23 protein-coding genes and 1 tRNA gene are annotated in these 25,123 nt (G+C 67.4%); 17 read left to right on the top strand and 7 right to left on the bottom strand.

Going from position 1 to position 25,123, the window contains the following annotated elements:
- Positions 1 to 14: 14 nt before the first annotated feature.
- The 3 genes from CQ039_RS13850 (at position 15) to CQ039_RS13840 (ending at position 1,944) form a co-directional block, all read left to right on the top strand.
- Positions 15 to 1,202 (top strand): MFS transporter, encoded by a 1,188-nt coding sequence (locus CQ039_RS13850; protein WP_105564137.1) that lies wholly within the window; start codon positions 15 to 17, stop codon positions 1,200 to 1,202.
- A gap of 89 nt (positions 1,203 to 1,291) precedes the next feature.
- Entirely contained in the window at positions 1,292 to 1,474 is a 183-nt protein-coding gene (locus CQ039_RS13845) for a DUF3606 domain-containing protein (RefSeq protein WP_087120133.1), read from the top strand.
- A gap of 8 nt (positions 1,475 to 1,482) precedes the next feature.
- Positions 1,483 to 1,944: a cysteine hydrolase family protein gene (locus tag CQ039_RS13840; RefSeq protein WP_105564138.1), complete on the top strand. Its 462-nt coding sequence runs from the start codon at positions 1,483 to 1,485 to the stop codon at positions 1,942 to 1,944.
- Here CQ039_RS13840 and CQ039_RS13835 read toward each other — a convergent pair.
- Positions 1,941 to 2,771: a Ku protein gene (locus CQ039_RS13835; protein ID WP_105564139.1), complete on the bottom strand. Its 831-nt coding sequence runs from the start codon at positions 2,769 to 2,771 to the stop codon at positions 1,941 to 1,943. The genes CQ039_RS13840 and CQ039_RS13835 overlap by 4 nt on opposite strands.
- Positions 2,772 to 2,862: 91 nt before the next feature.
- Here CQ039_RS13835 and CQ039_RS13830 point away from each other — a divergent pair, with 91 nt between their 5' ends.
- The gene (locus tag CQ039_RS13830; RefSeq protein WP_105564140.1) at positions 2,863 to 3,513 is read left to right on the top strand and encodes a DUF1345 domain-containing protein; all 651 of its coding nucleotides are present in this window, start codon (positions 2,863 to 2,865) and stop codon (positions 3,511 to 3,513) included.
- Positions 3,514 to 3,798: 285 nt separating this feature from the next.
- The gene (locus tag CQ039_RS13825; protein ID WP_233190281.1) at positions 3,799 to 5,334 is read left to right on the top strand and encodes a DEAD/DEAH box helicase; all 1,536 of its coding nucleotides are present in this window, start codon (positions 3,799 to 3,801) and stop codon (positions 5,332 to 5,334) included.
- A gap of 90 nt (positions 5,335 to 5,424) precedes the next feature.
- Here the strand turns inward: CQ039_RS13825 and CQ039_RS13820 are convergent, their stop codons facing one another.
- Both CQ039_RS13820 and CQ039_RS13815 read right to left on the bottom strand, forming a co-directional pair.
- A complete protein-coding gene (locus CQ039_RS13820) occupies positions 5,425 to 6,717 on the bottom strand; it encodes an OmpP1/FadL family transporter (RefSeq protein ID WP_105564142.1) in 1,293 nt (430 codons plus the stop codon).
- A 181-nt stretch (positions 6,718 to 6,898) separates the two neighbouring features.
- Complete coding sequence (locus tag CQ039_RS13815) at positions 6,899 to 7,657, bottom strand: molybdopterin-binding protein (protein ID WP_105564143.1); 759 nt, start codon at positions 7,655 to 7,657, stop codon at positions 6,899 to 6,901.
- A 142-nt stretch (positions 7,658 to 7,799) separates the two neighbouring features.
- Here CQ039_RS13815 and map point away from each other — a divergent pair, with 142 nt between their 5' ends.
- The 5 genes from map (at position 7,800) to CQ039_RS13790 (ending at position 11,122) form a co-directional block, all read left to right on the top strand.
- On the top strand, positions 7,800 to 8,621 hold the full coding sequence (gene map / locus CQ039_RS13810) for a type I methionyl aminopeptidase (protein ID WP_105564144.1): 822 nt from the start codon (positions 7,800 to 7,802) through the stop codon (positions 8,619 to 8,621).
- 26 nt (positions 8,622 to 8,647) lie between these two features.
- On the top strand, positions 8,648 to 9,379 hold the full coding sequence (gene radC, locus CQ039_RS13805) for a DNA repair protein RadC (RefSeq protein WP_105564145.1): 732 nt from the start codon (positions 8,648 to 8,650) through the stop codon (positions 9,377 to 9,379).
- On the top strand, positions 9,376 to 9,900 hold the full coding sequence (locus tag CQ039_RS13800) for a GNAT family N-acetyltransferase (RefSeq protein WP_105564146.1): 525 nt from the start codon (positions 9,376 to 9,378) through the stop codon (positions 9,898 to 9,900). The genes radC and CQ039_RS13800 overlap by 4 nt, the downstream gene beginning before the upstream one ends.
- Before the next feature lie 62 nt (positions 9,901 to 9,962).
- Entirely contained in the window at positions 9,963 to 10,205 is a 243-nt protein-coding gene (locus CQ039_RS13795; protein ID WP_105564147.1) for a BolA/IbaG family iron-sulfur metabolism protein, read from the top strand.
- A 2-nt stretch (positions 10,206 to 10,207) separates the two neighbouring features.
- Complete coding sequence (locus CQ039_RS13790) at positions 10,208 to 11,122, top strand: aldo/keto reductase (RefSeq protein ID WP_105564148.1); 915 nt, start codon at positions 10,208 to 10,210, stop codon at positions 11,120 to 11,122.
- A gap of 3 nt (positions 11,123 to 11,125) precedes the next feature.
- Here CQ039_RS13790 and cysQ read toward each other — a convergent pair whose 3' ends face one another.
- The gene (gene cysQ / locus CQ039_RS13785) at positions 11,126 to 11,911 is read right to left on the bottom strand and encodes a 3'(2'),5'-bisphosphate nucleotidase CysQ (RefSeq protein ID WP_105564173.1); all 786 of its coding nucleotides are present in this window, start codon (positions 11,909 to 11,911) and stop codon (positions 11,126 to 11,128) included.
- Positions 11,912 to 12,000: 89 nt separating this feature from the next.
- On the opposite strand from cysQ, the gene chpT reads away from it, so the two are divergent.
- The 3 genes from chpT to CQ039_RS13770 all read left to right on the top strand — a co-directional run bounded on the left by chpT (position 12,001) and on the right by CQ039_RS13770 (position 13,980).
- Positions 12,001 to 12,693 carry a histidine phosphotransferase ChpT gene (gene chpT / locus CQ039_RS13780; protein WP_105564149.1) on the top strand — a complete coding sequence of 231 codons (693 nt, stop codon included), beginning with the start codon at positions 12,001 to 12,003 and terminating at the stop codon, positions 12,691 to 12,693.
- Between the two features lie 82 nt (positions 12,694 to 12,775).
- Positions 12,776 to 13,168: a response regulator gene (locus CQ039_RS13775; RefSeq protein WP_199183658.1), complete on the top strand. Its 393-nt coding sequence runs from the start codon at positions 12,776 to 12,778 to the stop codon at positions 13,166 to 13,168.
- Positions 13,165 to 13,980, top strand: a complete 816-nt coding sequence (locus CQ039_RS13770) for a protein-glutamate O-methyltransferase CheR (RefSeq protein ID WP_105564151.1) — start codon at positions 13,165 to 13,167, stop codon at positions 13,978 to 13,980. Before CQ039_RS13775 ends, CQ039_RS13770 begins: the two co-directional genes overlap by 4 nt.
- Here the strand turns inward: CQ039_RS13770 and CQ039_RS13765 are convergent.
- Positions 13,977 to 15,344: a metallophosphoesterase gene (locus CQ039_RS13765; RefSeq protein ID WP_105564152.1), complete on the bottom strand. Its 1,368-nt coding sequence runs from the start codon at positions 15,342 to 15,344 to the stop codon at positions 13,977 to 13,979. The two genes, CQ039_RS13770 and CQ039_RS13765, sit on opposite strands and share 4 nt — an antisense overlap.
- Before the next feature lie 252 nt (positions 15,345 to 15,596).
- Here CQ039_RS13765 and CQ039_RS13760 point away from each other — a divergent pair, with 252 nt between their 5' ends.
- The 3 genes from CQ039_RS13760 (at position 15,597) to CQ039_RS13750 (ending at position 20,909) form a co-directional block, all read left to right on the top strand.
- Positions 15,597 to 17,840, top strand: a complete 2,244-nt coding sequence (locus CQ039_RS13760; protein WP_105564153.1) for a TonB-dependent receptor — start codon at positions 15,597 to 15,599, stop codon at positions 17,838 to 17,840.
- A gap of 113 nt (positions 17,841 to 17,953) precedes the next feature.
- Positions 17,954 to 19,840 carry a M28 family peptidase gene (locus tag CQ039_RS13755; protein WP_105564154.1) on the top strand — a complete coding sequence of 629 codons (1,887 nt, stop codon included), beginning with the start codon at positions 17,954 to 17,956 and terminating at the stop codon, positions 19,838 to 19,840.
- Between the two features lie 46 nt (positions 19,841 to 19,886).
- On the top strand, positions 19,887 to 20,909 hold the full coding sequence (locus CQ039_RS13750; RefSeq protein ID WP_105564155.1) for an NAD-dependent epimerase: 1,023 nt from the start codon (positions 19,887 to 19,889) through the stop codon (positions 20,907 to 20,909).
- A gap of 46 nt (positions 20,910 to 20,955) precedes the next feature.
- Here CQ039_RS13750 and CQ039_RS16650 read toward each other — a convergent pair.
- Positions 20,956 to 21,073 (bottom strand) — tRNA-OTHER (locus CQ039_RS16650).
- A gap of 88 nt (positions 21,074 to 21,161) precedes the next feature.
- On the opposite strand from CQ039_RS16650, the gene CQ039_RS13745 reads away from it, so the two are divergent.
- Complete coding sequence (locus CQ039_RS13745) at positions 21,162 to 22,493, top strand: site-specific integrase (protein WP_105564156.1); 1,332 nt, start codon at positions 21,162 to 21,164, stop codon at positions 22,491 to 22,493.
- Positions 22,494 to 22,880: 387 nt separating this feature from the next.
- Here CQ039_RS13745 and CQ039_RS13740 read toward each other — a convergent pair whose 3' ends face one another.
- Positions 22,881 to 25,040, bottom strand: a complete 2,160-nt coding sequence (locus tag CQ039_RS13740; RefSeq protein ID WP_158256008.1) for a DUF927 domain-containing protein — start codon at positions 25,038 to 25,040, stop codon at positions 22,881 to 22,883.
- Positions 25,041 to 25,123 lie beyond the last annotated feature (83 nt).

Genomic DNA, 25,123 nt, shown 5'->3' with positions numbered 1-25,123 from the left:
CAAGGTTTCCTCCCATGAAACTCAATCCTCCCCTTCTGGCCCTCGCGGTTGGCGCCTTCGGCATCGGCGTGACCGAGTTCGCGCCCATGGGCATGCTGCCTGTGATCGCCGGCGATCTGGGCGTCTCCATCCCGGCGGCCGGCCTGCTGGTCAGCGCCTATGCCTTCGGCGTCCTGATCGGGGCCCCGCTGATGACCCTGACCACCGGCCGCGTGCCGCGCCGCACCCTGCTGATCGGCCTGATGGGGATCTTCACCCTGGGCAACCTGCTGTCGGCCATTGCGCCGGAATACTGGAGCCTGATGGCGGCGCGGGTCGTGACCTCGTTCAACCACGGCGCCTTCTTCGGCGTGGGCTCCATCGTCGCCGCCAGCGTGGTGGCGCCGAACCGGCGCGCGGGCGCGGTGGCGGCCATGTTCATGGGCCTGACCATCGCCAATATCACCGGGGTCCCCCTGGCCGCCTGGGCCGGCGAGACCCTGGGCTGGCGCACCTCATTCTGGGGCATAGCAGGCCTGGGCGCCCTGGCCATGCTTGCCCTGCGCCTGACCCTGCCGCACGGTCAGGTCGAGGCGGCCAGCGACGAAGGCGCCATGAAGGCCGAACTGGCGGTGCTGAAGCGCGGCCCGGTGCTGGCGGCCCTGGCCCTGACCGTCATCGGCTCCAGCGCCATGTTCACCGTCTTTACCTATATCGCGCCGATCCTGAAGGAACAGACCCTGGCCTCCAGCGCCTTCGTCACCGCCATGCTCGTCGTCTATGGCGTCGGCCTGACGGTCGGCAACTGGCTGGGCGGGCGTTTCGCCGACAAGTCGGTGGATCGCACCCTGATCATCACCCTCGGCGCGCTCGCCGCCCTGCTGGTCCTGTTCGCCGTCGTCATGCCGTGGCAGGCGCCCGCCGCCGTGATCATCTTCCTGTGGGGCGTGGCCAGCTTCGCCCTGGTGCCGCCGCTGCAGATGCGGGTCATGACCGCCGCCGCCGACGCGCCCAACCTGGCCTCGGCCATGAACATCGGAGCCTTCAACCTGGGCAACGCCATCGGCGCGGCCCTGGGCGGGGCCGTCATCGGGCTGAACCTCGGTTATCCGGCGGTGGCCCTGGCCGGGGCGGCGATGGCGGGCTCGGGCCTGATCCTGGTCCTGCTGCTGGTCCGGCGCGAGGCCCGCATGGTCGCCGATACCGCACCCGCCCGCTGCTAGACGACACGACGGCCCCTTCTTCGTCCGAGGAAGGGGCCCTTTCGTCGCTTTGGTGCTAGGCTTGGTCTTTGCAGATCAAGGACACCCCCATGGCGGGCCTCAAGGACAAGCGCGGCTTCATCGACAAGGACCGGCTGGACCTGTCCGAGCGTCAGGCCGTCGAATACTGGATGAAGCGCTGGGGCGTAACCAAGGACCAGATCACCGCCGCCCACCGCAAGGTCGGCCGCATGACCAAGGACATCGCCGCCGAACTGGGCAAGAAGCGCTAACCACGGCCATGCGTCAGGCCCTGCTGATCATCGACGTCCAGCCCAGCTTCAACCCGCCGACCTGGCTGATCGAAAGCATCAATCGCCTGATCGGGACCATGCCCTCGGTCGCCACGGTCGAGCGTCACGACGAGGCCGTCACCCCCTTCGCGCGCCAGCTCGGCTGGACCCCCGGCCCCGACGACGACAGCCTGATCCCTGCCGACGCGATCCACGTGAAACACGGCTACGCGCCGACGTCCGAAACGATCGCCCATCTGAAGGCGCTGAACCCGGAGCGGGTTCTGGTCTGCGGCATCCAGACTGACACCTGCGTCCTGGCCGCCGGCTTCGCCCTGTTCGACGCCGGCCTGACGCCGACCCTGATTGAAGACCTGACCGTGGGCTCGTCGCTGGATCGCTCGGGCGAGTTGGGCGCCCGGCTGTGGCGGCATCATTTCAAGCACGTGGTCCGCGCGGCGGACCTCTAGCCCGCCTTCTTCTTCGGCGCCGCCTTCGTCTTCGGCGCGGACTTGGCGGCGCCTGGCCCCTTCAGGCTGGCCTTCAGCGCCGCCATCAGGTCGATGACATTGGTGTCGTCCGGTTCGACCACGGCCACCACGCCCTTGCCGCCCGCCTGCTTGGCCTTGATCATTTCCTTCAAGGCCTCGTCATAGCCGTCGTGAAAGCGGGTCGGGTCGAAGTCCGCCTCCTTCTGACCGATGATGCGGGCGGCGATCTCGACCATGTCGGCGTCCGCCTTCACCGCCGGAATATCGTCGAAGAAGTCGTCGGCGTCTTTCACCTCGTCGTGAGCCCGCAGGGTGTAGGCCACCAGTCCCTTGCCGTGGACCTCCAGGGCCAGCTGCCGCTCCTTGCCGCGCAGCACCAGCTGACCCAGGGCGATCTTGCCCGCGCTCTTCATCGCCTCACGGATCACGGCGAAGGCTTCGACCCCCACGCCCTTTTCCGGCACCACATAGAAGGGGTCGTCCCAATAGAGCCGGTCGATATCCGCCTCGTCGACGAACTGATCGATGGCGATGGTCTTCGTGCTTTCCAGCCTCACCTTGTCGAAGTCGGCCTCGTCGAACAGGACGTATTCGTCCTTGGCCACCTCATAGCCCTTGACCAGATCGGACCGCTCGACCGGGCCGGTGTCGGGGTCCGTCGTCACCATGCGGATGCGGTTGTGGGTGGCCGGATTGATCAGGTGAAAGCGCACGTCGCTGGCGCTGCTGGTCGCGGTGTAGAGGGCGACCGGACAGGTCACCAGCGACAGCTTCAGATGCCCCTGCCAGGTCGGCCGCGTCGCCATGTTCCGCTCCTTCGCCCCTGACCGAACGGGCACAGGGCGGAATTGTTCAGTCCCACTGGCTGCCGTCGCAGAACCGCGCCATCATCCGTCCATGGCTTGGCTCACCCGCTCGTTCCGACTGCACGCCGCCCTGTGGCTGGGTTTGGCGGTTCTGGCGGTCGCCGTCGTCGTCACCCCCTCCGCCTGGGACTGGCAGATGCGCCTCGCCGTGGCCTGGGACGCCAGCGCCAGCGTCTTTCTGCTGCTGACCCTGATGCGACTGCGACGCGCCCGGACCGCCGACGCCATCCGCCGACGCGCGGCGGCCCTGGATCAGGCGGGCGCCGCCGTCCTGCCGCTCAGCCTGCTGGCGGCGGCGGCCAGCGTCTTCGTCATCGTCATCGAGACGGCGGACGGCGGCAAGCCGACCACGGCCGAGGCCCTCTTCTCCATCGGCACCATCGCCGTCTCCTGGCTCTTCGTCCACGTCATCTTCGCCCTGCACTACGCCCACGAGTTCTACGCCCCCGCCGCCAAGGGCAAGGGCGACCGCCGAGGCCTGATCTTCCCTGGCGAAAGCGAGGCCGACTACTGGGACTTCCTGCACTTCTCCCTGATCATCGGCGTGGCCAGTCAGACCGCCGACATCCAGATCAGCAGCCGAACCCTGCGCCGCATCGCCACCGTGCACAGCCTGATCGCCTTCGTCTTCAACACAGTGATCCTGGCCCTGGCGGTCAATATGGCGGTCAACCTGCTCTAGGCTTATGCGCGCTTCGCCTTGACTTGGCCGCTATTGAGGCCCATCTGCGCTGCACCGCACAATCGCGGTATCCGGTTTCCTGCAACGCGTGTGGGTCTTCCTCCCCGAAGACCTGATTGCAGACGCAGCCGGCCAGACCTCAGAGTCATTACGTCGTCCGGACACGCGGGGCGGCGCCCGATCCACCCCGACGGCTTCATTCCGAAGCTCTATCGGGACTGGCGGTGCGTCTTCCTTGTTGCGTGCGGTCAGAAGGCTTCGCCTTCTCGACCCGACGCTCGCGGGATGCGCGCCTCCGCAAGCGAAAGACGCTCCGTGAGCAACATCACTTTTGAATCCATGGGCCTGAACAAGGCCCTCCTCCAGGCCCTGGCCTCGACCGGCTACGAAAAGCCGACCCCGATCCAGGCCAAGGCCATCCCCGACGTCATGGCGGGCAAGGACCTGCTGGGCATCGCCCAGACCGGCACCGGCAAGACCGCGGCCTTCGCCCTGCCGATCCTGCATCGTCTGGCCGAGAACCGCGTCGCGCCCCAGCCGCGCACCACGCGCGCCCTGATCCTGTCGCCGACCCGCGAACTGGCCACCCAGATCGCCGACAGCTTCAAGCAGTACGGCGCCCACCTGGGCTTCCGCGTCGCCGTCATCTTCGGCGGCGTGAAGTACGGCCCGCAGGAACGCGCCCTGCAACAGGGCCTGGACGTCCTGGTCGCCGCCCCCGGTCGCCTGCTGGACCACCTGCAACAGAAGACCCTGGACCTGTCGTCGACGGAAATCTTCGTCCTCGACGAAGCCGACCAGATGCTGGACCTGGGCTTCATCAAGCCGATCCGCCAGATCGTCAGCCGCATCCCGGCCAAGCGTCAGAACCTCTTCTTCTCGGCCACCATGCCGTCGGAGATCGGCAAGCTGGCCGGCGAGCTGCTGAAGGACCCGGTCAAGGTCCAGGTCACGCCGCAGTCCACCACGGTCGAGCGCATCAAGCAGTCGGTCATCCACATCGAACAGGGCCGCAAGCGCGCCCTGCTGACCGAGCTGTTCAGCGACCCCGCCTATACGCGCTGCCTGGTCTTCACCAAGACCAAGCACGGCGCCGACAAGGTCGCGGCCTATCTGGAAGCCGGCGGCGTCGAAGCCGGCGCCATCCACGGCAACAAGAGCCAGCCGCAACGCGAACGCGCCCTGGAAGCCTTCAAGAACGGCAAGCTGCGCGTCCTGGTCGCCACCGACATCGCCGCCCGCGGCATCGACGTGGACAAGGTCACTCACGTGGTCAACTTCGAGCTGCCCTATGTGCCGGAAGCCTATGTCCACCGCATCGGCCGTACGGCCCGCGCGGGCAAGGACGGCACCGCCATCAGCTTCGTCGCCGGCGACGAGATGAAGCTGCTGAAGGACATCGAGAAGGTCACGCGCCAGAAGATCCCGGCCATCGACCGCCGCAACGACAAGGCCCTGGCCCAGTTGGACGCCTCGATCATGGCCGCCGGCGTCAAGCAGAAGGCCACCCTGCCCGAGCGTGAGGGTCGTGAAGGCCGGGGCGGTCGCGGCGGCGGCGAAGGCCGCGCCCGCAACCCGCGTCGCGACGGCGTCAAGCCGGAGGGCGGCGGTCAGCCGCACCGTCAGCGCAAGGGCGGCCGCGACCGCACCCATCACGCCGACCGTCCGGCCGCCGTCTATGATCCGATGGCGGCCGAGCGTCCCAAGTCGTCGCCGCGCGCCAACCCCTCGGCCGAGCCCAAGCCGGTCGGCGAAATGCAGCGCCGCCCGCGCAACCGCCGCCCGTCCAACGGCGGCAAGGGCTATGGCTCGCAAAACTGATGATCCGGGCTTCGGCCCCGATCTGACGGCAAAGAAAAACGGCGGCTCCCGCAAGGGAGCCGCCGTTTCCATGTCCGCCGCTTGCCTGGATCAGAAGGCCCAGCGCGCGCCCAGCGAGGCCACCAGAGCCGAGCCCTCAGCCGTGCCGCGCAGGTGCGAGGTCACAGCCGCCGGGGTGCCGGCGTAGAAGGTGCGGTCGTCGTAGATGTCCGAGTCGCTGAAGGCGATGTAGGTCAGACCGGCGTCGAAGGTCACGCCCTCGGTCACCTCGGTCGAGCCGCCGACCGAGAACAGCAGGCGATCGGCGTCCGGGATACGGGCCGTGCGCAGGCTGTCGCGGGTCGGGGTCGGGTCATAGCCGATGCCGGCGCGAAGCGTGGTCTTTTCACTGAGGGCGTAGTCCAGGCCGATCGCGCCCGTGGTCACGTCCTTGTAGTTCTGGTGGATCGAGTCGCCGCCGTTCGGATAGTCGACGTTGATGGCGTCGAACTCGGACCAGCCGATGCGGTTGACCTGGGCGTTCAGCGTCAGCTTGTCGTTGACGGCGTAGCGCACCGAGGCCGAGGCGAACCACGGGGTGTTGAAGCTGGCCACGCCGCCGGTCGAGACGCTGTTGGGCGCCAGGGGGCCGGTCAGGACGATGTTCACATCGCCGTCCAACTCATGCTCGATGGCCGAACGGTAGGACAGACCGAAGTCCCACGGGCCCTTGTGCACCTGGGCGCCGACGTTCCAGCCGAAGTCCCAGCCGTCGCCTTCCAGCGAGGACGAGCCGTCCGGCAGCAGGGGCGAGACCGACGGCATGGCCGAGGTCAGCTTGGCCTTGACGTACTGGGCGTTCAGGCCGGCGCCGACGTCCAGCCAGTCGTTGACCTGATAGGCCACGGTCAGGCTGGCGTCGCCCGAGCGCAGTTCCGAGGTCAGAGCGTCGTAGCGGGCGAAGGAGCCCTGCTCGTACTTGGTGGTGAAGTTGTAGGGAGCGGCTACCGAGACGCCGACGGCGAAGCGATCGCCAATCGGGGTGGCGAAGGCGAAGTTGGGGACCAGACCGCTTTCGATCGGGTCGACCTCGGTGTTGCGCGGGTCGCGCACCGGCACATTGGTTCCGCCCGGATAGGTGACGTAGGAGCCGTTGTTCTTCACTTCGGAGTCGATGCGGATGGCGTGCATGCCGAACGACAGCTCACGGCCGCTGCGGGCGATGGCGGCGGGGTTCCACCACATCGAGCCCGTGCCGCGGTCAGCAGCTTCGCCCGAGAAGGCGCGACCGGCGCCGCGCACCGATTGTTCCTGCAGGTAGAAGGAGCCGGCGAAGGCGGGAGCGGCCACGGAGGCCATGAGGATCGCGAGGCCGCTGATGCGGGCCATGTTCCTGGGGGTCATACTGTTTCACCTATATGGGACCGCCCGACCTTACTGATGGTCGGGTCGTTGTTCGGGGAGAGAGGCGACGCTAACAGCCACAGCGCCTGTGTCATGAAAGCGTTGCGCCTAAGGCCCCTGTCGGACCGCAAATCGGCCAAACCGTGGCGATGAAGTCGCACAATTTCACACCTTGGTGAGGTTACGTTACGGCAATATCAATGCCCATAGAACGTAGTTCTTGAGAAAGATCATGTTCCGCAAGGTCAACTTCGACCTCATCGCGACCACGAATCACCAGCTGGGTTCCGACCTCTCCGTCGTCGCCGAACCCGAAGGGATAGCTGCCGAACGACAGATCGCGACGGGCGTCGGCGGCCGCTCTCAGGACCTCGGCGATCGCCCCTTCGCCGACACCCATGACCTTGATCGTGCGGGCGTGAACCACCGCCCCCGTGCGCAGGCGCGGCGCCACGTCCTGCAGCATGGCCTCCATGATCTTGGGCACCCCGGCCATGACGAAGACATTGCCGATCTGGAACCCCGGCGCATCGGTCACCGGATTGGCGATCAGGCTGCCGCCTTCGGGGATGCGCGCCATGCGCCGCCGTGCGGCGTTGAACTCGCCCGGTCCGTAGCGTCGTTCCAAGATGGCGAGGGCGTCGGGATGCTCGACGACCGCCACGCCGAAGGCGGCCCCTACAGCATCAGCGGTGATGTCATCATGGGTCGGCCCGATGCCGCCGGTGGTGAAGACATAGTCATGAGCCCCGCGCAGGGCGTTCAGCCCCGTGACGATCTGATCCTGCCGGTCGCCGACCGTTCGCGCCTCCATCAGGTCGATCCCCAAGGCCGCCAGAAAACGGGCGATGGTGTTCAGGTTCACGTCCCGGGTCCGACCGGACAGGATTTCGTCGCCGATGATCAGGACGGCGGCGGTGGGGGCGGTTTGATCGGTCATGCCTTCCAGATAGGCGCCGCCTTCCGCCGCGTCATCGTCACCGCCTGACGGGGTTGAGCTTTTGTGCTAGGTTCGCCATCTGACCTCCAAGACACAGCCCAGCCGCTCCCCCCCTTTGTCGCGGCGCGCCCGAAAGCAGATCATGTACGAGACCCCCGACCTGGACACCGACGCCTTCGTCCGCAGCCACGAAATCCGCATCCACGACGCGGAGGCCTTCGAGGGCATGCGCAAGGCCGGCCGCCTGGTGGCCGAGGCGCTGGACATGATCGGCGAGCACGTGAAGCCCGGCGTGACCACCGGCGAACTGGACGATCTGGTGCGCGAATTCACCCTGGCGCGCGGCGGCGTTCCTGCCTGCCTCGGCTACAAGGGCTACACCAAGACGGTCTGCACCTCGATCAACCACGTCGTCTGCCACGGCATTCCCGGCGACAAGGTTCTGAAGGAAGGCGACATCGTCAACATCGACCATACCGTCATCGTCGACGGGTGGCATGGCGACTCCAGCCGCATGTATCCGGTCGGCGAGATCAACGCTCGCGCCAAGAAGCTGATCGACGTCACCTATGACTCGCTGGACCTGGGCCTGGCCCAGATCAAGCCGGGGAACACCTTCGGCGATATCGGCTTCGCCATCCAGAAATTCGTCGAGGCCCAGCGCATGAGCGTGGTGCGCGACTTCTGCGGTCACGGCATCGGCCGCGTCTTCCACGACAGCCCCAACGTCCTGCACTATGGCCGTCGCGGCGAGGGCGCCGTGCTGAAGCCGGGCATGTTCTTCACCGTCGAGCCGATGGTGAACCTGGGCAAGCCGGCGGTGAAGGTGCTGTCGGACGGCTGGACCGCCGTGACCCGCGACAAGTCCCTGTCGTCTCAGTGCGAACACACCATCGGCGTGACCGAAGACGGGCTGGAAATCTTCTCCGCCTCGCCGAAGGGCCTGTTCCGTCCGAAATTCTGAGCTAGTCTCCCCTTCGGGGGAGGCTGATGCTCGATCAACCGCCGGAAAAACCGAAGGCCAAGCCGCACCACGCCGGCCACCGCGAACGGCTGCGCGAACGTGCGCGCGGCGCCGGCATCCATCACCTGCCCGACTATGAGCTGCTGGAGCTGTTTCTGTTCCGCAGCCAGCCGCAGGGCGACGTCAAGCCGATCGCCAAGGCCCTGCTGACCCGCTTCGGCTCCCTGGCCGCCGTTCTGGCCGCCTCGGTCGAGGATCTGATGACGGTCCGGGCCGAGGACTCGCGCGGCCGCTCCAAGGGCGTCGGCGCCGAGACCGCCCTGGACCTGGCCGCCCTGCACGAGGTCTCGCGCCGGGTGGCCAAGGAAGAAGCCAACAAGCGCACCGTCATCTCGTCATGGACCGCCCTGCTGGCCTACGTCCGCCTGTCTTTGCAGCACGAGCCGCGCGAGCAGTTCCGCGTGCTCTACCTCGACAAGAAGAACCAGTTGATCCTCGACGAGATCCAGAACCGGGGCACAGTCGACCACGCCCCCGTCTACCCGCGCGAAGTGGTGCGCCGGGCGTTGGAGCTGTCGGCCAGCGCCATGATCATCGTCCACAACCACCCCTCGGGCGACCCGACTCCCAGTCGCGCCGACATCGACATGACCAAGCAGGTGATCGAGGCCGCGCGCTCGCTCAGCCTTCAGGTCCACGACCATCTCATCGTCGGCCGCGAAGGCGTGGCCAGCTTCAAGCAACTGGGTTTGATGTGACCATCCTCACCACCGACCGCCTGACCCTGACCCCCGTCGCCGTCAGCGACATGGACGACCTGATCGGCCTGTGGGCCGACGCCGACTTCACCCGCCACATCATGGGGCGCGGCCTGTCGGAAGAAGAGGTCTGGTTCCGGCTGCTGCGCGACCTCGGCCACTGGCAGGCCAAGAGCTATGGCAACTGGTCGATCCGCGAGACGAACACGGGTGCCTACGTCGGCAGCGTCGGGGTGCTGGACTATCGCCGCGAAATGACGCCGCCGTTCGACGCGCCGGAGCTGGGCTGGGGCGTCGCCCCCGCCTTCCAGGGCCAGGGCCTGGCGTTTGAGGCGCTGCAGGCCGCCCTGGCCTGGACCGACGCCTATCGGCTGGAGCCGCGCACCGTCTGCATGATCTCGCCCGACAACGCCCCGTCGGTGAAGCTGGCCGAGCGGGTCGGCTATCGCCCCTACGCCGAGGCGGACTACAAGGGGTCGAGCGTCACCCTGTTTGAACGCCCATGCACGGTTGCGGGCTGACAGGGCCGACGCCCCCCGGTAAGTTTACAGTTCAGACTGTCCGCCTGTTTCGAGAGTTCCCCATGCCCATGTCCGTCGATGTCCTGCGCGCCCACCTGGTCGAGGCCTTCCCCGATGCGGACATCGCCATCGAGGACCTGGCCGGCGACGGCGACCATTATCGCGCCAAGATCGTCTCGAGCGCCTTCAAGGGCCTGCCGCGCGTGCGTCAGCACCAGTTGGTCTATGGCGCGCTGAAGGGCCAGATGGGGGGGGAATTGCACGCCCTGGCCCTGGAGACCTCAGCTCCCGTCGAGGCGGGCTGAGCATGCGGTATCGCCCGTTCGGCGGCACCGGCGCGGCGGTCTCCAACCTGACGCTCAGCCTGGGAAGCGAAGCCCTCGGTCGCGGTCGCGCGGCCCTGAGCGAACTGATCTTCACCGCGCTGGAAGCCGGGGTGAACTCCTATCATCTCGAAAACGCCGACCCGGCGCTGGCCGAGATCGTCGGCGAGGCCCTGGGCCATGTCGAGCGCCGCCTGGTCTGCGTCGGCGTCACCCTGGGCGTCGGCGACGGCCGCAGGAAGGGATTCCGCGACTTCTCCGCCGAGGGCCTGACCGGATCAATCGACCGGGCCCTGCACGCCTCGGGCCTCGGCTGGTTCGATGTGGCCGTGCTGGATGAGCCCGCCGATGACGAGTTGCCTCAGGCCTCGCTGACCGCATTGAAGGCCCTGCGCAAGGCCGGCCATGTGAAGCTGCTGGGCGTGTCCGGCGACTCACCGGTCATGGACGTCTATGTCTCGACCGGCGCCTTCGACGTTCTCTACACGCCCTTCCACGTCAATGTGGAATGGCGCATCCGCTCACGGATGCGGGCCGCACGCGAACGCGACATGGCCATCTTCACCTACGACTACTACCCCGAAAGCCTGTCGACCGAGCGCAAGGCGGCGGGGGCCGGGACGCCAAGGAAGAAGGGCCTGTTCGGCTTCGGCGCCAAGCCCGTCGAGCAAGGCCTGGCCAATGCCGGCTCCTTCGCCTTCCTGCACCAGACGCCGAACTGGAACGCGGAATCCATCTGCCTGGCCTTCATCCTGACCGACCCGGCCATCGCCAGCGTTATGGTCGACGCCATCAACCCGGAGCGCATGGAGGCCCTGGCCCTCGTGCCGGAGCGCGACCTGCCGCCAGGGCTGTCGGCCCAGATCGAAATGGCTCGCGTGGGCTCTGCAGTCGCCTAGAAACTAGCCGCCCATGGCGGTGAACGGGCCGTTGAGGAAGCCCGGCTTGCGATAGGTCAGGCGTTGACCGTCCGCGCCCAGGACGCGCCCGCCGGCCGCTTCCAGAACCGCCTGCCCCGCCGCCGTGTCCCATTCGCTGGTCGGGCCGGTGCGCGGATAGGCGTCGAAGCGCCCTTCGGCGATCAGGCAGAATTTCAACGACGAGTCCGTGCCCTGCCATTGGGTGCAGCCGTGGCGCGCGGCCAGGCGCGTCGCCTCTTCATCGGTCATGCTGTGGCTCAGCAGGGCGACGCCCTCCGCCGGACGGTCCCGCACCTTGATCGGCCGCCAGGTCTCGCCGAAGACGCGGCGCACGGCGCCCTGGCCCGGAGCCCTCGAAGCCCAGGTCACGCTCGTCGCCGGGGCCGTCACCACGCCGGCGACAGGGGCGTCGCCGCGCATCAGGGCGATATTGACGGTGAAGCTTTCACGCCCCTGAACAAAGCCCTTGGTGCCGTCCAGCGGGTCGATCAGCCAGAACCATTCGCCGACCGAGGCGGGCACGCCGTCGGCGGCGGAGGCTTCTTCGGCCACGGCCTCGACCTCGGGCCAGTGCTCGGCCAACCGCTTCAGGATCAGGGCCTCAGCCGCACGGTCGGCCTCGGTCACCGGGCTGGCGTCGGACTTGGTCTCGACCGTTGTTCCGCTGCGCCAATAGGGCAGGATCAGGCGCGCCGCCTCTTCCGCGATGTCGGCGATGGTCTCGGCGAGGGCGCCGGAGGCGAGGTCGGTCTCAAGAGCGTGCGTCATGTCATCGCCTCGATAGCCCATGCGCGCGGTTTCAAGAACCGGCAAATCAGGTCAGCCTTGACCATTCCCGCCAGCAGACCGCCCGAACGATGACCTTCCCTGATCTTTCCACCGCCTCGCCCTCGATCGAGCTCGACGCCGCCGACCTGCCCATGGGCGGGGCCGAACTGGCTGCCTTCATCGCCGGCAAGTTGTGCCACGACTTCATCAGCCCGGCCGGCGCCATCATGTCGGGCCTGGACCTGTTGGAAGACCCCACCGCCCAGGACATGCGCGACGACGCCATGAACCTGATCCGCCAGAGCGCCCGCAAGATGGTGGCCCACGTCCACTTCGCCCGCGTCGCCTTCGGCGCCGCCACCACCAGCGAACAGTTCGTCTCGGCCGAGTTGCGCGGTCTGGTGGCCGGCCTGTCGGAAGGCGGCCGCGCAAGCCTGGACTGGCGCATTGCCGACGGCGAGACCTTCACCAAGGCCCAGTCACGCATCCTGATCAACCTGGCCTGGATGACCCTGGGCGCCCTGCCCACCGGCGGAATCGCAACCATCACCGCCCGGCGCGAGGACGACCGCCTGCTGCTGATCGGCTCGGCCGAGGGCAATCGCGCCCGGCTCAAGCCTGAAGCCCTGACCGGGCTCAAGGGCGAGCGTCTGACCGAAGGCCTGGCGGGCCAATGGATTCAACCCTACTGGCTGTGGCTGGCCGTGAATGAGAGCGGCGGACGCCTCGACGTCGCCAGCGAGGAAGGCCGCGTCGGCCTGATCGCCCGGACGCCGGCCTGAGCCGACTTCAGCGACCTCCAATCGTCCATTAACCCCCAGGAACGATCATGGCGCGACGCGCGCTTTCGTTTCGCGCTACGGGATGAAGCCCTTGGACCCCAAGACCTGCCTGATCGTTGACGACAGCCGGATCATCCGCAAGGTCGCGCGCCGTATCCTCGAGGACCTGGGCTTCGAGGTCGATGAAGCCGCCGACGGCGCCGAGGCCCTGACCTATTGCATGGGAGCCATGCCCCATGTGGTGCTGCTGGACTGGCAGATGCCGGTGATGGACGGCCTGTCCTTCCTGCGCCGCCTGCGCGACCTGCCCGGCGGCCGCGCGCCCAAGGTCCTATTCTGCACCATCGAGACCCGCGCGGAGCGGATTGCAGAAGCCCTGTCCGCAGGGGCCGACGATTATGTTATGAAGCCCTTTGACGGCGAGATCCTTCATTCCAAACTCGCCGAAGTGGGAGCTGTTCAGTCGCCGTCATGACGCCGGAGGATTTCGATCGTCTTCAGAGCCTGGTGGCGTCACGCGCCGGCTTTCGGCTGACTCGTGATCGGATGCATCTGGCCGAGCATCGGCTAGGGCCGGTGGCGCGCCGCGAAGGCTATCATAACGTCGAGGCCATGCTGGCGACCTTGTGGAGCCAGCCGGTCGCCTCGCTGGGCTGGGCGGTGATCGAGGCCCTGTTGAACGGCGAAACCTGGTTCCGCCGCGACCGCGCCGTTTTCGACGTCTTTTCGCGCGAACTGATGCCCGCCCTGACCGCCGCCCGCCCCGGCGGCAAGGTGCGGCTGTGGTCCGCCGGAGCCTCGACCGGACAAGAGGCCTACGCCCTGGCGATCGCCGCGCTGGAGAACAGCGCCGACGTCGAGATCGTGGCCACAGACCTGTCGCGTCAGGCGATCGAGAAGGGGGCGTCGGGCCTCTACACCTCCTTCGAGATCCAGCGCGGCCTGTCGGCCCGCACCATGCTGCGCTGGTTCGAACAGACCGACGACTGCTGGCGCGCCCGCCCTGAACTGCGCAGCACGGTGAAATTCGAGCGCGCCAACCTGCTGGATGAGCCGGCCGACGAGGGCCGGTTCGACGTCATCTTCTGCCGTCACGTGCTGGGCGATCTGGAGCCGGCCCGGCGCGCCCAGGTGCTGGACATGCTGGAGCGGCGGCTGGTCGATGACGGCTGCCTCTTCCTCGGCCTCGACGAACGGCCCGAGAGTGACAGCGTCGCCTTCCGCCCCGTCGCCGGTCGCAAGGGTCTCTATGTGAAGGCCCCCTCGGCCCTACGTCGCGCCGCCTAGACCGCCAGCAGCCCCTCGGCCGTCACGGCCTTGACCCGCAAGTCCGGCGCTTCGCTGAAGACCAGGTCCGTCGTCCCGAAATACTCGGCCTGGTTCATGGCGCACCAGTCGGTGGTGACCAGGCGCGCCGTCGCCTTGCCGTCCAGCCCGCCCGCCGATCCATAGAGGAAGTCGCCGCTGCGCTCGGCCAAGGGCATGGGCCGATCCTGGTTGGCCCGCGCCATGAAATCCGCCAGTCGTTCGGGCGTGACCTCCGCCGTCATAAGCTTGCCGTCGAACCGCACCACGGCGTCAAACGCGTAGCGCGTCACATCCCCCGCCGGCAGGCCGGTCCCCAGGGTGGTGTGACCGATGAAGCCGGCGTCCGCGCCAGTCGCCCTGGCCATGGCGGCGGCTGCCGCCCGGCCCGTCTCGCCCAGACTCAGGGCGCGCGGGCTCACACCCAGAACCGTCTTTTCCGCGTCCGTCAGGTGCGTCGCCAGGGTCATGGCGATCAGATCGGCGAGGCGCGGCGACGGCGCGGCGGTCAGGTCCACCGGGGTCGATTCCACGGCGATCCGCCCGTCCTCAAACAGGGTCGCCGTCGTATAGGCGTTGCTCCACGACCCGGTGTGGGCATAGGCGCTGCGCCCCTGTTGGTGCTGGAACAAAAGATGGTTGTGCCCGCCGATCATCAGGGCGCCGTCGGGCAGCAGGGGCAGGATGTCGCGATCCCCGGCCACCCCGGCATGGCTCATCACCAGCATCAGGTCGGCGCCGTCCAGCAGGCGGGCCAGATGGGTCTTTGCCCAATCGCCCGGCTCGGGGATCGACAGCCAGTCGCGACTGGCCTTGGGATAGGTGTTCAGCGCGTTCGTGCCCGCCCCGACGATGCGCAGCGACCGCCCGCCCCAGGGCAGGGTGACGACGGCGTCGGCATAGGATCGGCCATCGCGCGCATCGACGATATTGCTGACGACGACGATCCCCAGCGCCCGCATCCGCGCCACCACCTCATGCAGGTCCGGCGTCAGGTCGTTGTCGTGGTTGCCCAGATTGACCACCGTGGGCGCCAGCTTCGGCAGTTCGCCCAGGAAGGCCCAGTCGATTGCCCCGCCCGACCGCACCGAGATGACATTGCCGTGCTCGAAGATGTCGCCGTCGATGGCGATCAAGTGCGGAATGTCCGATCCGGCGATCTCGGCCTCCAGCGCGGCCAGAAGTTGGCCCGTCCGCTCATAGGCCGAATGCAGGTCCGACATGGCCAGAACCCGACCCAGAACACGCGCATCCGACACGCCGGTCAGGGCGCCCAGACCCGGCGCAGCGGCGGCCACCGCCATCAGCTGGAAGAAACGGCGGCGATGAAGGGGGGTGATCGTCATGGGGCGTCCCTGTCAGTCGCGCCTGGCGCATTCAGGGAAATTTCACCGAAAACAGGCGGCGCAGCCCCGCCGTTTCGCATGAGACATTGCGCCGCACAATAGCGCCGCCGCCGACGGCCGCTGCCGAACCGACGAGTTTTCCGCCACCGTGTCCGTGTCGTGAAAGCTTCATCGAAGCGGCCTTCTCGAGACTGGCAAAAGCGTCGCCGCAGACCTAGGCCCTCGGCCAGTTTCAACGAGGACCCTCCCCCCATGTCCCCTCGCTTCACCGCGCTCGTCGTCTCGGCCAGCAGCCTCGCCCTGCTCATCGCCGCCCCCGCCATGGCCCAAACCTCTGACGCCGCCGAGCAGGCCGTCAGCGTCGATGAAATCATCGTCACCGCCCAGCGCCGCAGCGAGAACATCCGCGACGTGCCCTTCGCCGTCACGGCGATGAACACCGAGACCCTGACCGCCATCTCGGCCGGCGGCGCCGACATCCTCAGCCTGTCGGGCCGCGTGCCCAGCCTGCAGGTCGAAAGCTCGAACGGCCGCTACGCCCCGCGCTTCTACATCCGCGGCCTCGGCAATGTGGACTTCGACTTCACCGCCTCGCAGCCGGTGTCGATGGTGATGGACGACCTGGTGCTGGAGAGCGTCTATCTGAAGGGCTTCCCCCTGTTCGACGTCAAGCAGCTGGAAGTGCTGCGTGGACCGCAAGGCACCCTGTTCGGCCGCAACACCCCGGCCGGCGTCATCAAGATCGACACGACCAAGCCCGGCGACGACTTCACCGGCTACGGCTCGCTGACCTATGGCAACTACGGCTCGACGCGCGCCGAAGCCGCCGTGACCCTCCCCGCCTCCGACACCCTGTCGGTCCGCGTGGCGGCTCTGTGGAACCACCGCGACGACTATATCAACAACGCCTATGACGCCCCCTTCGCCAAGAAGGACGGCAAGGACCTCGGCTCCTTCGACGACTTCGCCGGCCGCATCCACGTCGCCTGGACCCCGACCGACCGTCTGTCGACCCTGCTGACCCTGCAGGCCCGCGACTATGAGGGCACGGGCACGATGAACCGCGCCAATGTTCTGACCAAGGGCTCGAACAAGCTGAACGACAACTTCGACCGCGACACCGTCTATTACGACGGCGGCCGCAACAATTTCCAGAAACAGCAGACCACCTCGCAGTCGCTGCAGGTCGCCTATGACTTCGGTCCGGCGACCCTGACCGGCGTCGTCGGCTCCTTCCAGGGCTGGAGCCAGGGCGACGGCGACATCGACGGCGGCGTGGCCTCGGCCCCCGCAGGCTCGGGCTACAAGACCCCGTTCAACGTCGAGTCCGGCACCCTGTCCAGCGACCTGCTGCAGAACACCTATGAACTGCGCCTGGCCTCCAACGGCGAGGGGCGTCTGGGCTGGCAGGTCGGCGCCTTCTACTGGGATGAGCGCATCAACCTGGTGTCGGGCACCTTCAACGGCACGGGCGGCCTGATGCCGATCAAGGTCACCGACATCGTGCAGAAGTCGGACTCCTGGTCGATCTTCGGTCAGGCCAACTATCAGGTCACCGAGGCGCTGAAGCTGACCGGCGGCCTGCGCTACACCGACGACAGCCGCGACTATCACGGCCGCATCACGGTCGGCACGCCCGCCAACGCCAAAGGCCAGGTCTCGGTTGGCGACGAAAAGGTCAGCTGGGACGTCAGCGCGCTCTATGAGGTCAACGACAGCCTGAACCTGTTCGCCCGCGTGGCCAGCGGCTATCGCGGTCCGTCGATCCAGGGCCGTAACCTGCCGGTCCTGACCACGGCGGATTCTGAAACCGTCATGTCCTACGAGGCAGGCCTCAAGTCGCGTCTGTGGAACGGCCGCGCGCGCCTGAACGCCACCGCCTACCTCTATAACGTCGAGGACATGCAGTTCACCGCCATCGGCGGCATCGACAACTCCAACCGCCTGATCAACGCCGACAAGGGCCAAGGCTATGGCCTGGAAATCGACGGCGACGTCTATCTGGGCGCGGGCTTCACCCTGGCCGGCGGCCTGGCCTGGAACCACACCGAGATCAAGGACAAGGACCTGCTGGTCGCCATCTGCGGCAACCACCTGTGCACCATCACTGATCCGATCGTGAAGGTCGGCGCCACCGATCGCGCCGCCATCGACGGCAACCCCTTCCCCCAGGCGCCGGAGTATTCGGCCAACCTGACCCTGTCCTACGTCCGTCCCATCGGCGACGACCAGGAACTGTTCGCCTCGACCGACTGGGTGATGCAGAAGGACTTCAACCTCTTCCTGTATGAGGCGGTCGAGTTCCGTCAGGCTGCCAACTTCGAAGGCGGCCTGCGCGCAGGCTGGCGCGACCTGAACCAGGGTCTCGAGGCGGCCGTCTATGTCCGCAACATCACGGACGAGGCCAATGTCATCGGTGCCATCGACTTCAACAACCTGACGGCCTTCGTCAACGAGCCGCGCATGTACGGCGTGGAGCTGTCGAAGCGCTTCTAAGCCGATCCGGCGAAGGCGATCAGAGGGCGGCGGCGGGGAGACCTGTCGCCGCCCTCTTGCCATCCGGCGCGACCTTGGCCCTACTGCCTCCCGGATCGGGGAGGATCTTTCACATGCGGCTGGCCCTGCTGTTCGGATCGCTGACGCTCGCCTTCTTGCTGGCCGTCTGGACCACCCAGGCGCCTAGGCCCCGCCCCCTTGATGCGCCCGCCGCCGCCTTCTCGGCCACGCGGGCCATGACCGACATCGAACAAATCGCTCGCGCCCCGCACCCCGTCGGCTCGCGCGAGCACGCCCGCGTCCGCGCCTATCTGACCGCCCGAATGACCCAACTGGGCCTGTCGCCCCAGGAACAGACCGGGCCGCTGTCGCCCGGTTCGATCCAGCGCCTGAAAAAGGCCGGCGGCGATCCCGATGCGGCGGACAATCAGGCGATCAATCTGATCGGCGTCCTGCCCGGAAAAGACCGAAGCCAGCCCGCCGTCATGCTGATGGCCCACTATGACACCGTGGTCGGGTCGCCCGGCGCGGCCGACGATTCCACCGGCGTCGGCGCTGTGCTGGAGGCCGTGCGCGCCATCAAGGCCCGCGGCCCTATTGAGCGCGATCTGGTCGTCCTGCTGACCGACGCCGAGGAACTGAACCTGGACGGCGCCCGCATCTTCTTTGGCGGCCATCCGCTGCGCGACCGCATCGGTTCGGTGGTCAATCTGGAGGCGCGCGGCGGCGGCGGTCGCGCCGCCATGTTCGAGACCGGACGCGAGGCCGGCCCCACCGTCGACCTGTTCCGCCGCGCCGCCGCCCGCGCCGACGGCGGGACCACCGCCACCTCGCTCGCCGTCTTCATGTACGAGCAGATGCCCAACGGCACCGACTTCACCATCCCCAAGGATCGCGGGATCGGCGGGCTGAACTTCGCCTTCATCGGCCGCCCGGCCCAGTATCACTCCGCCGACGCCACCCCCGAGAACCTCGACCAGGGCGCCCTGCAGCATCTCGGTTCGCAGGCGCTGGAGGCCGCCGACGCCCTGGTCCGCGCCCCCGCCCTGCCCGCCAAGGGACCGAACACCGTCTATGCGGACGTCTTCGGTCGCCTGATGCTCAGCCATTCGGCGGTCATGGGATGGCTTCTGCTGGGCCTGACCGCCCTGTTCGGCGGTTTCGCCGCCTGGCGCGCCCGTCGTGCGGCCGGCCTGAACGCCGCACAGGTCGGACGCGGCCTGCTGGACGGTCTGTGGTTTCTCTCCGCAGGACTGGTGCTGGCCCAGGCGGTGCGCCTGCTGGCCGGACCGATGTCGAGCCGCGCCGCCTCGTCTGAGACCTACTACGTCCTTTTGCGCCGCCTGCCGTGGATGGAGGCGGGCGCCGTCCTGACCATTCTGGCCCTGACCCTGCTGTTCCTGACCGGCGCGCGCCGGTCGCGTCCGCGCGTGTTCGCCGGGGCGGGCGCCGTCCTGACCCTGCTGGTCCTGCTGATCGGCGGCTTCAGCCCGATCCTGCTCGGAGCGGGCGTCATCGCCGCCGGCCTGTCGCTCTGGCCGGTCAAGAAGCCGACCTCGACCTGGGGCGGCTGGCTGGGCCTGATCGCCCTCGTCTTCCTGCTGGGTTGCGTGGTTCAGGGCGCCGCACCCGAGGCCGCCCTGCTGTTCGTCTGGCCCGCCCTGCTGGCCGCCGCCGCCGCCGCCCTCGCCGCCCTGATCAGCCCCGGCCTGATCCGTCCGGCCAGTTTGATCCCGCCGGCCGTCGCGGGCCTGCTGGGCGGCGCCTGGCTGATGGGCATAGGCCACTTCGTCTTCCTCGGTGTCGGCATGGACCTGCCCGGCGCCCTGGCCCTGATCGGTCTGTTGGCCCTTCTGTTCCTGCGCCCGCTCAGCCCGCCCGTCGGCACGATCCGCCCGTTGCTGATCGGCGCCGCCGCCTGTCTGATCCTGGCTTGCGGCTTCAACCTCGCCGCCCGCCTTGCCGAGCCGACCCCCGCCGTGGCCGAGGCCCTACCTTGACCGCGCCCCGCTGGCGAAACCCCGTTCAAACGTCTATCGCAGCCTGATGTCCCACGATCCCGTCCTCGTCACCGGCTCGGCCGGCTTCATCGGCTTTCACACCGCCCGGCGGCTGCTGGCGCGCGGCGAGACGGTCATCGGCCTGGACAACCTCAACGCCTATTACGACCCGGCGCTGAAGCAGGCTCGTTTGGCCCTGCTACAGGAACATCCGAACTATCGCCATCACACGCTCGACCTGGCCGACCGCGAAGGCGTCGCCGCCCTGTTCACCGAGCACGCCCCGCGCCGCGTCGTCCACCTCGCCGCCCAGGCCGGGGTCCGCTACAGCCTGGAAGCGCCCGAGACCTATGTGGATTCCAACGTCGTCGGCTTCCTCAGCATTCTCGAGGGCTGCCGCGCGGTGAAGGCCGCCAACCTCGTCTTCGCCTCGACCAGCTCGGTCTTCGGCGCCAACGCCGCCCTGCCGTTCTCGGTGCGCGACCCGGCCGACCATCCGCTGACCGTCTATGCGGCGACCAAGCTGGCCAATGAGGCCATGGCCCATTCCTACGCCCACCTGTTCGGCTTCCCGGCCACGGGCCTGCGCTTCTTCACCGTCTATGGACCATGGGGCCGCCCGGACATGGCCCTGTTCAAATTCACCCGCGCCATCCTCAAGGACGAGCCCATCGACGTCTACGGCGAGGGCAAGATGAGCCGCGACTTCACCTATGTCGACGACATCGTCACCGGCGTGATCGCCGCGCTCGACCGCCCCGCCGCCATCGACCCGGCCTGGGACGCCAAGGCCCCCAACCCCGCCACCAGCGGTGTCGCCCCCTGGCGCATCCTCAACCTGGGCGCCGGTCGCCCCGTCGCCCTGATGCGCTACATCGAGGTTCTGGAGGAAAAACTGAACCGCAAGGCCAAGCTCAACCTCATGCCCATGCAGGACGGCGACGTGGCCAATACCGAGGCTGACGTCACCGACACCCTGGCCGCCCTCGACTACGCCCCCTCGACCCCTGTCGAAGACGGCGTCGGCCGTTTCGTCGACTGGTATTGCAACTTCTACCGCGAGAACTGAGCGCGCTCCGCGCGCTTGTGCTCACATCAGATTGTCTGGAAAGCCCTGGTGGAGCCGAGGGGAGTCGAACCCCTGACCTCGTCAAGCAGGATTATCGTTGCACGATATTAGATTTGTTCGCACTACGTTTCACGTAGTAATATAAATCAATAACTTAACTTTCCCCCGCTTGCACAGAGATGCATCGGGTTTGACGCACGCTGCTTATCAGGTGCTTATCGAGGCCGCATCCCTCATCCCGATAAGCATCTGATGGCCACGCTCAAACTCACCAAGACTTCCGTCGAAGCCGTCTCCCCCGGGGTCAAGGATATCTATTGCTGGGATGCCCAGCTCAGCCGCTTTGGCCTGCGCGTGACGCCTTCCGGTTCGCGGATTTATCTCATCCAGTACCGGTCTCGTGCAGTAGCTGGAGAGCCCCCGAAGACCCGGCGCATCACCATTGGTCATCACGGCAAGCCCTGGACGGTGGATCAGGCCCGGTCAGAGGCCAAGCGGCTTCTGGCCCAGGTTGACCTTGCGGGCGATCCCTTCGCCGCTCGGGAGGCTGACCGCTTCGCACGACGGGCGGCGATTGATGCAGCTGAGGTCGAAGCTCTTCGGCTGGCCGATCGGCAGCGGGATACCTTCAGGGCGGTGGCCGAGCGCTTCATCGATCTCCGCGCAAAGCGCAACCGCTCGTGGCAGGAGACAGAGCGCCTGCTCCGTCATGGGCCGGTCGCACAGTGGGGGGAACGGCATATCGGCGACATCCGCCGCGCCGACGTCGCCGACCTGATCGACAGCATCACCAAACGCTCGCCCGCCATCGCCCGCGCCACCTTCGCCGCCGTGCGCCCGCTGTTCTCCTGGTGCTTGGAACGTGACCTCATCACGACGTCACCCTGCGAGGGCCTCCGGGCGCCGCCACGCCCCAAGTCTCGAGAGCGCGTGCTGACGGATGAAGAGATCAAGCTGGCCTGGCAGGGAAGTGATCGCCTGAGCGGTCTGTTCGGCCCACTGGTGAAGCTGTTGATCCTGACCGGCCAGCGTCGCGCCGAGGTGGCGGGCATGACCTGGGCGGAACTGGATCTGGATGCCGGCATCTGGCGACTGCCGGGCGACCGCACCAAGAACGGTCGTGACCATGAAGTAGACCTCAGCGATCAGGCTCTGGCCGTGATCGCTGACATTCCGAAAACTGGCCCTCACCTCTTCCCTGCCCGAGGCGAAGGTGCAGCGCGAGGGTTCTCAGCGACCAAGCGTCAGCTGAACCGTCGTGTGCGGGAAGCGGGGGAAGCTGAACTGGACACCGGCGAGGAGGCCGAGGAACTACCCGATGCCTCGACGTGGCGATTGCACGATCTTCGGCGCACGGCCGCGACCGGCATGGCCGCCCTCGGCGTCGCGCCGCACGTTGTCGAACGGGTCCTCAACCACGTGTCCGGATCGCAAGGTGGCCTCGTCGGTGTCTATCAGCGTCACGAGTATCGCACGGAACGGAAGGCTGCCCTCGCCGCCTGGGGCTCGAAAGTAGAGGCCATCGTGTCGGGTCGCGAGGAGCCCAACAACGTCACCCCCTTGCCCGTCCGCCGCCTCTCATGATGCGTCCGTGCGTGTAGGTCTATTCAAATACGAGGGAACCATGGGAACCTGGGAACCATTAACACAAGTTATTGATATATAACGTTTTAAATGGTTCCCACACTTCCAACCTAGCCGGTTCCCACCGGGAAATGTGGGAACCGGCATATAGCGATGAAGGCCTTCTCGGCTTCCAGGGTGGGGTTATAGCCCAGCTCGACAGCTGTACGACGGCGCGCTTCTGCGAGCTGTAAACCTCCGTCGAAAGTCATGATCGCCACCCTCTCATGCCACAGGTAGACGGCCTCCAGATCCGCCCATGCGGGCGCTTCATCCGGCCCTACACGTGACGTTGCTGTGACCGCTGTTTCAGGTCGGTGCTCTCGCCAGAGCCGCGCCAGGAGCGGCTCAGGCGTGCTCGCCATGCAGATCGGCTTCCATGATGCTGGCGGCGATGCTGTAGAAGTTGCGCTTCCCGACACCCGGTATCGACACCTTGTTCGTCAGACGGCCCGACTCGCCGTTGCTGACGAGGAAACCTGCCTCCTTGATCGCCTTCAGCGCCGCCGAGGCGTCCATGCCCGCAAACAGATCGCCGCGCATGAACTCAGGATTGAAGTGGTAGACGAGGCCACGCCCCTCATGCGTCCCCTTGTAGCCCGCGACGTCCAACGATCGCGCCTCGCCCTCCCTGGGCTTGCCGTCGCGCTCGGCCGCTTCAATCGCATAGCTTTCGGCCTCGCCGACGTCGTCCTTCAACCAGCGGAACCGCGACCCTTCAAACCGCTCGATGAAGGCCCGCACCCGAAGCAGAGCCTCCCGATCTTCCCGGATCGAATCCCGGCCAAACGCCGCCGCCCAGCGACGGAACAGGATGGCTGCCCCTCGCATCGCCTCGCCTTGCCCCCAAGGCACGACGTCAAGCAACGCAGCCAGCTCGCCGGCAGCGGCCACCAGAGCGAACCTCTGCGCCCCTCGCCTTGCCTGCCCATGATCCCCCTCGACTAGGACGTCAGCGAGGAAGGCAGCCTGAAGCTCAGCTGCGGCGGCGCGCATTTCGGGCAGCCGCGAAATGTAGCGCTCGATGAATAGCGGCAGGGCATGGCCATAGTGCTTGCTGCTCGCGGCCTTGATAGCGTCCGAGAAGGCCGCCGGGGATTCAGCCCCATGGATGGTATGCCACGCGCCCATGGTTTTTCCGCCGGGCCCCGGGACCTCCATGTCGACGCCGATGTCGATCAACCGCAGCTCCTGACCGGCATAGGCCTTGTCCTTGCTGCGCGTCAGGCGGATCAGATCGGACAGCGACAGCTCGCCTGTCGACAGGATCATGACGCGCCACGACGGCCGCGACCTCAGCTCGGCATCGGCTCGCAATCGGCCCTTCGTCGCGCCGGTGGCGAGCGCATAGGCAGCCGCACCGGCTGCCTCCGGAGAGAGTGCACGAAGCTCGTCTAGCGCCAGCAAACCGTCATTGTGCGCCAACGCCACCGCTTCCAGGGCATTGTCCGTGTTCCGCCATGTCTGCAGGAAGCCGATCGGCCCGCCGCCGCCGCAGACGCTGCCGGCCGCCGTCAGTACAGTCGTCTTGGCAGTCGAGGACCCGCCCCTCAGGTGAAAGCCTCCACCCTCGGCGCCCAGATCGCGCATGAGAGGCCCGGCGAATGCAGCTGCCATGGCGAAGGCGCCAACCGCATTACCGGCCATAGGCGCCGCCACCAGCCGACGCCACTCGTCATAGCTGCCTGCCTCGGCATGATAGGTGCCGCCGGATCGCCCCCGAAAAATCACACTCTCTGTCGCGGCCGCTGCCCCGACCGACCGATGCGGCATGACGTAGACGCCGCTCTTCCAGCCCGCCGAAGAGACAAGCCGCGCCCGCTCTGAGGTCGCCATCATGCCAAGCAGAGCCTGCAGCCGCTCTCGCGCCGTGCGACCAGTCGCGATCGCCAGACCCGCGCCCATCAGCCGGCGCCGTACGTCAGTCGCATCGCCCGCCAGCTCAGCCCGCCCGATGATCTCGCGCTTGGCGCGACCGTCCATGTCGCGGAAGTCCAGGACCAACGACCAGTCGAGGCCGTCCTCATCTCGGGCCAGCGCCGCCAGTTGGAAAGGACCGCACAGCCATAGGGGCGGAGGCGGCGCATCACCGTCCTTGCCGCCGATCTCGGGAGCCCACCACCAGCCGCCGGAATCGCCACGAAAGCCTCTTGGCGCGACGGTCTCGCTCCGGCCGCCCCGCAAAGCCGCATCGATCGCCGCTTGAGCGACAGCCGGCGTGAGGCCAGAGGGCCATTCATCAGCAAGGTCCCAGCCCTTCGGCAGCCCTTCGGGCAGGCGAACCGTTGCCGCCCCTGCCCCGAGCTGCACCAGCATACGGCGCAGGCTCTCGCCCGCCTTTCGTCCCGGCTCGTCCGCGTCGGGCCAGATGGCGACCATGCGGCCCGCAAGCGGGGCCAAGTCGACCTTGCCCAAGGCGTTGCTGCCGCCGGGCCAGGTTATAGCTACGAGCTCCGGGAAACGCTTCTGCGCGGCATCGGCGGCTTTTTCCCCCTCGACGACCAGCACCGCCGCCTCTGGCCGCGCCGCCAGACGATCCAGCCCGTAAAGCGGCCGAGCATCCCCACCGGCCCCGAACCTCCACTTCAACC

This window comes from Brevundimonas sp. MYb52, assembly GCF_002979535.1.
In the GTDB taxonomy this organism is placed as follows: Bacteria; Pseudomonadota; Alphaproteobacteria; order Caulobacterales; family Caulobacteraceae; genus Brevundimonas.
The sequence above is the reverse complement of the archived record's forward strand: the minus strand, read 5'-3'. Positions and strand labels throughout refer to the sequence as shown.

What these genes read in the sequence shown, in the direction of transcription:
- CQ039_RS13850 (WP_105564137.1), top strand. Translation starts at nt 15, where the DNA reads ATGAAACTCAATCCTCCCCTTCTGGCCCTCGCGGTTGGCGCCTTCGGC.
- CQ039_RS13845 (WP_087120133.1), top strand. Translation starts at nt 1,292, where the DNA reads ATGGCGGGCCTCAAGGACAAGCGCGGCTTCATCGACAAGGACCGGCTG.
- CQ039_RS13840 (WP_105564138.1), top strand. Translation starts at nt 1,483, where the DNA reads ATGCGTCAGGCCCTGCTGATCATCGACGTCCAGCCCAGCTTCAACCCG.
- CQ039_RS13835 (WP_105564139.1), bottom strand. Translation starts at nt 2,771, where the DNA reads ATGGCGACGCGGCCGACCTGGCAGGGGCATCTGAAGCTGTCGCTGGTG.
- CQ039_RS13830 (WP_105564140.1), top strand. Translation starts at nt 2,863, where the DNA reads ATGGCTTGGCTCACCCGCTCGTTCCGACTGCACGCCGCCCTGTGGCTG.
- CQ039_RS13825 (WP_233190281.1), top strand. Translation starts at nt 3,799, where the DNA reads ATGCGCGCCTCCGCAAGCGAAAGACGCTCCGTGAGCAACATCACTTTT.
- CQ039_RS13820 (WP_105564142.1), bottom strand. Translation starts at nt 6,717, where the DNA reads ATGACCCCCAGGAACATGGCCCGCATCAGCGGCCTCGCGATCCTCATG.
- CQ039_RS13815 (WP_105564143.1), bottom strand. Translation starts at nt 7,657, where the DNA reads ATGACCGATCAAACCGCCCCCACCGCCGCCGTCCTGATCATCGGCGAC.
- map (WP_105564144.1), top strand. Translation starts at nt 7,800, where the DNA reads ATGTACGAGACCCCCGACCTGGACACCGACGCCTTCGTCCGCAGCCAC.
- radC (WP_105564145.1), top strand. Translation starts at nt 8,648, where the DNA reads ATGCTCGATCAACCGCCGGAAAAACCGAAGGCCAAGCCGCACCACGCC.
- CQ039_RS13795 (WP_105564147.1), top strand. Translation starts at nt 9,963, where the DNA reads ATGCCCATGTCCGTCGATGTCCTGCGCGCCCACCTGGTCGAGGCCTTC.
- CQ039_RS13790 (WP_105564148.1), top strand. Translation starts at nt 10,208, where the DNA reads ATGCGGTATCGCCCGTTCGGCGGCACCGGCGCGGCGGTCTCCAACCTG.
- cysQ (WP_105564173.1), bottom strand. Translation starts at nt 11,911, where the DNA reads ATGACGCACGCTCTTGAGACCGACCTCGCCTCCGGCGCCCTCGCCGAG.
- chpT (WP_105564149.1), top strand. Translation starts at nt 12,001, where the DNA reads ATGACCTTCCCTGATCTTTCCACCGCCTCGCCCTCGATCGAGCTCGAC.
- CQ039_RS13775 (WP_199183658.1), top strand. Translation starts at nt 12,776, where the DNA reads ATGAAGCCCTTGGACCCCAAGACCTGCCTGATCGTTGACGACAGCCGG.
- CQ039_RS13770 (WP_105564151.1), top strand. Translation starts at nt 13,165, where the DNA reads ATGACGCCGGAGGATTTCGATCGTCTTCAGAGCCTGGTGGCGTCACGC.
- CQ039_RS13765 (WP_105564152.1), bottom strand. Translation starts at nt 15,344, where the DNA reads ATGACGATCACCCCCCTTCATCGCCGCCGTTTCTTCCAGCTGATGGCG.
- CQ039_RS13760 (WP_105564153.1), top strand. Translation starts at nt 15,597, where the DNA reads ATGTCCCCTCGCTTCACCGCGCTCGTCGTCTCGGCCAGCAGCCTCGCC.
- CQ039_RS13755 (WP_105564154.1), top strand. Translation starts at nt 17,954, where the DNA reads ATGCGGCTGGCCCTGCTGTTCGGATCGCTGACGCTCGCCTTCTTGCTG.
- CQ039_RS13750 (WP_105564155.1), top strand. Translation starts at nt 19,887, where the DNA reads ATGTCCCACGATCCCGTCCTCGTCACCGGCTCGGCCGGCTTCATCGGC.
- CQ039_RS13745 (WP_105564156.1), top strand. Translation starts at nt 21,162, where the DNA reads ATGGCCACGCTCAAACTCACCAAGACTTCCGTCGAAGCCGTCTCCCCC.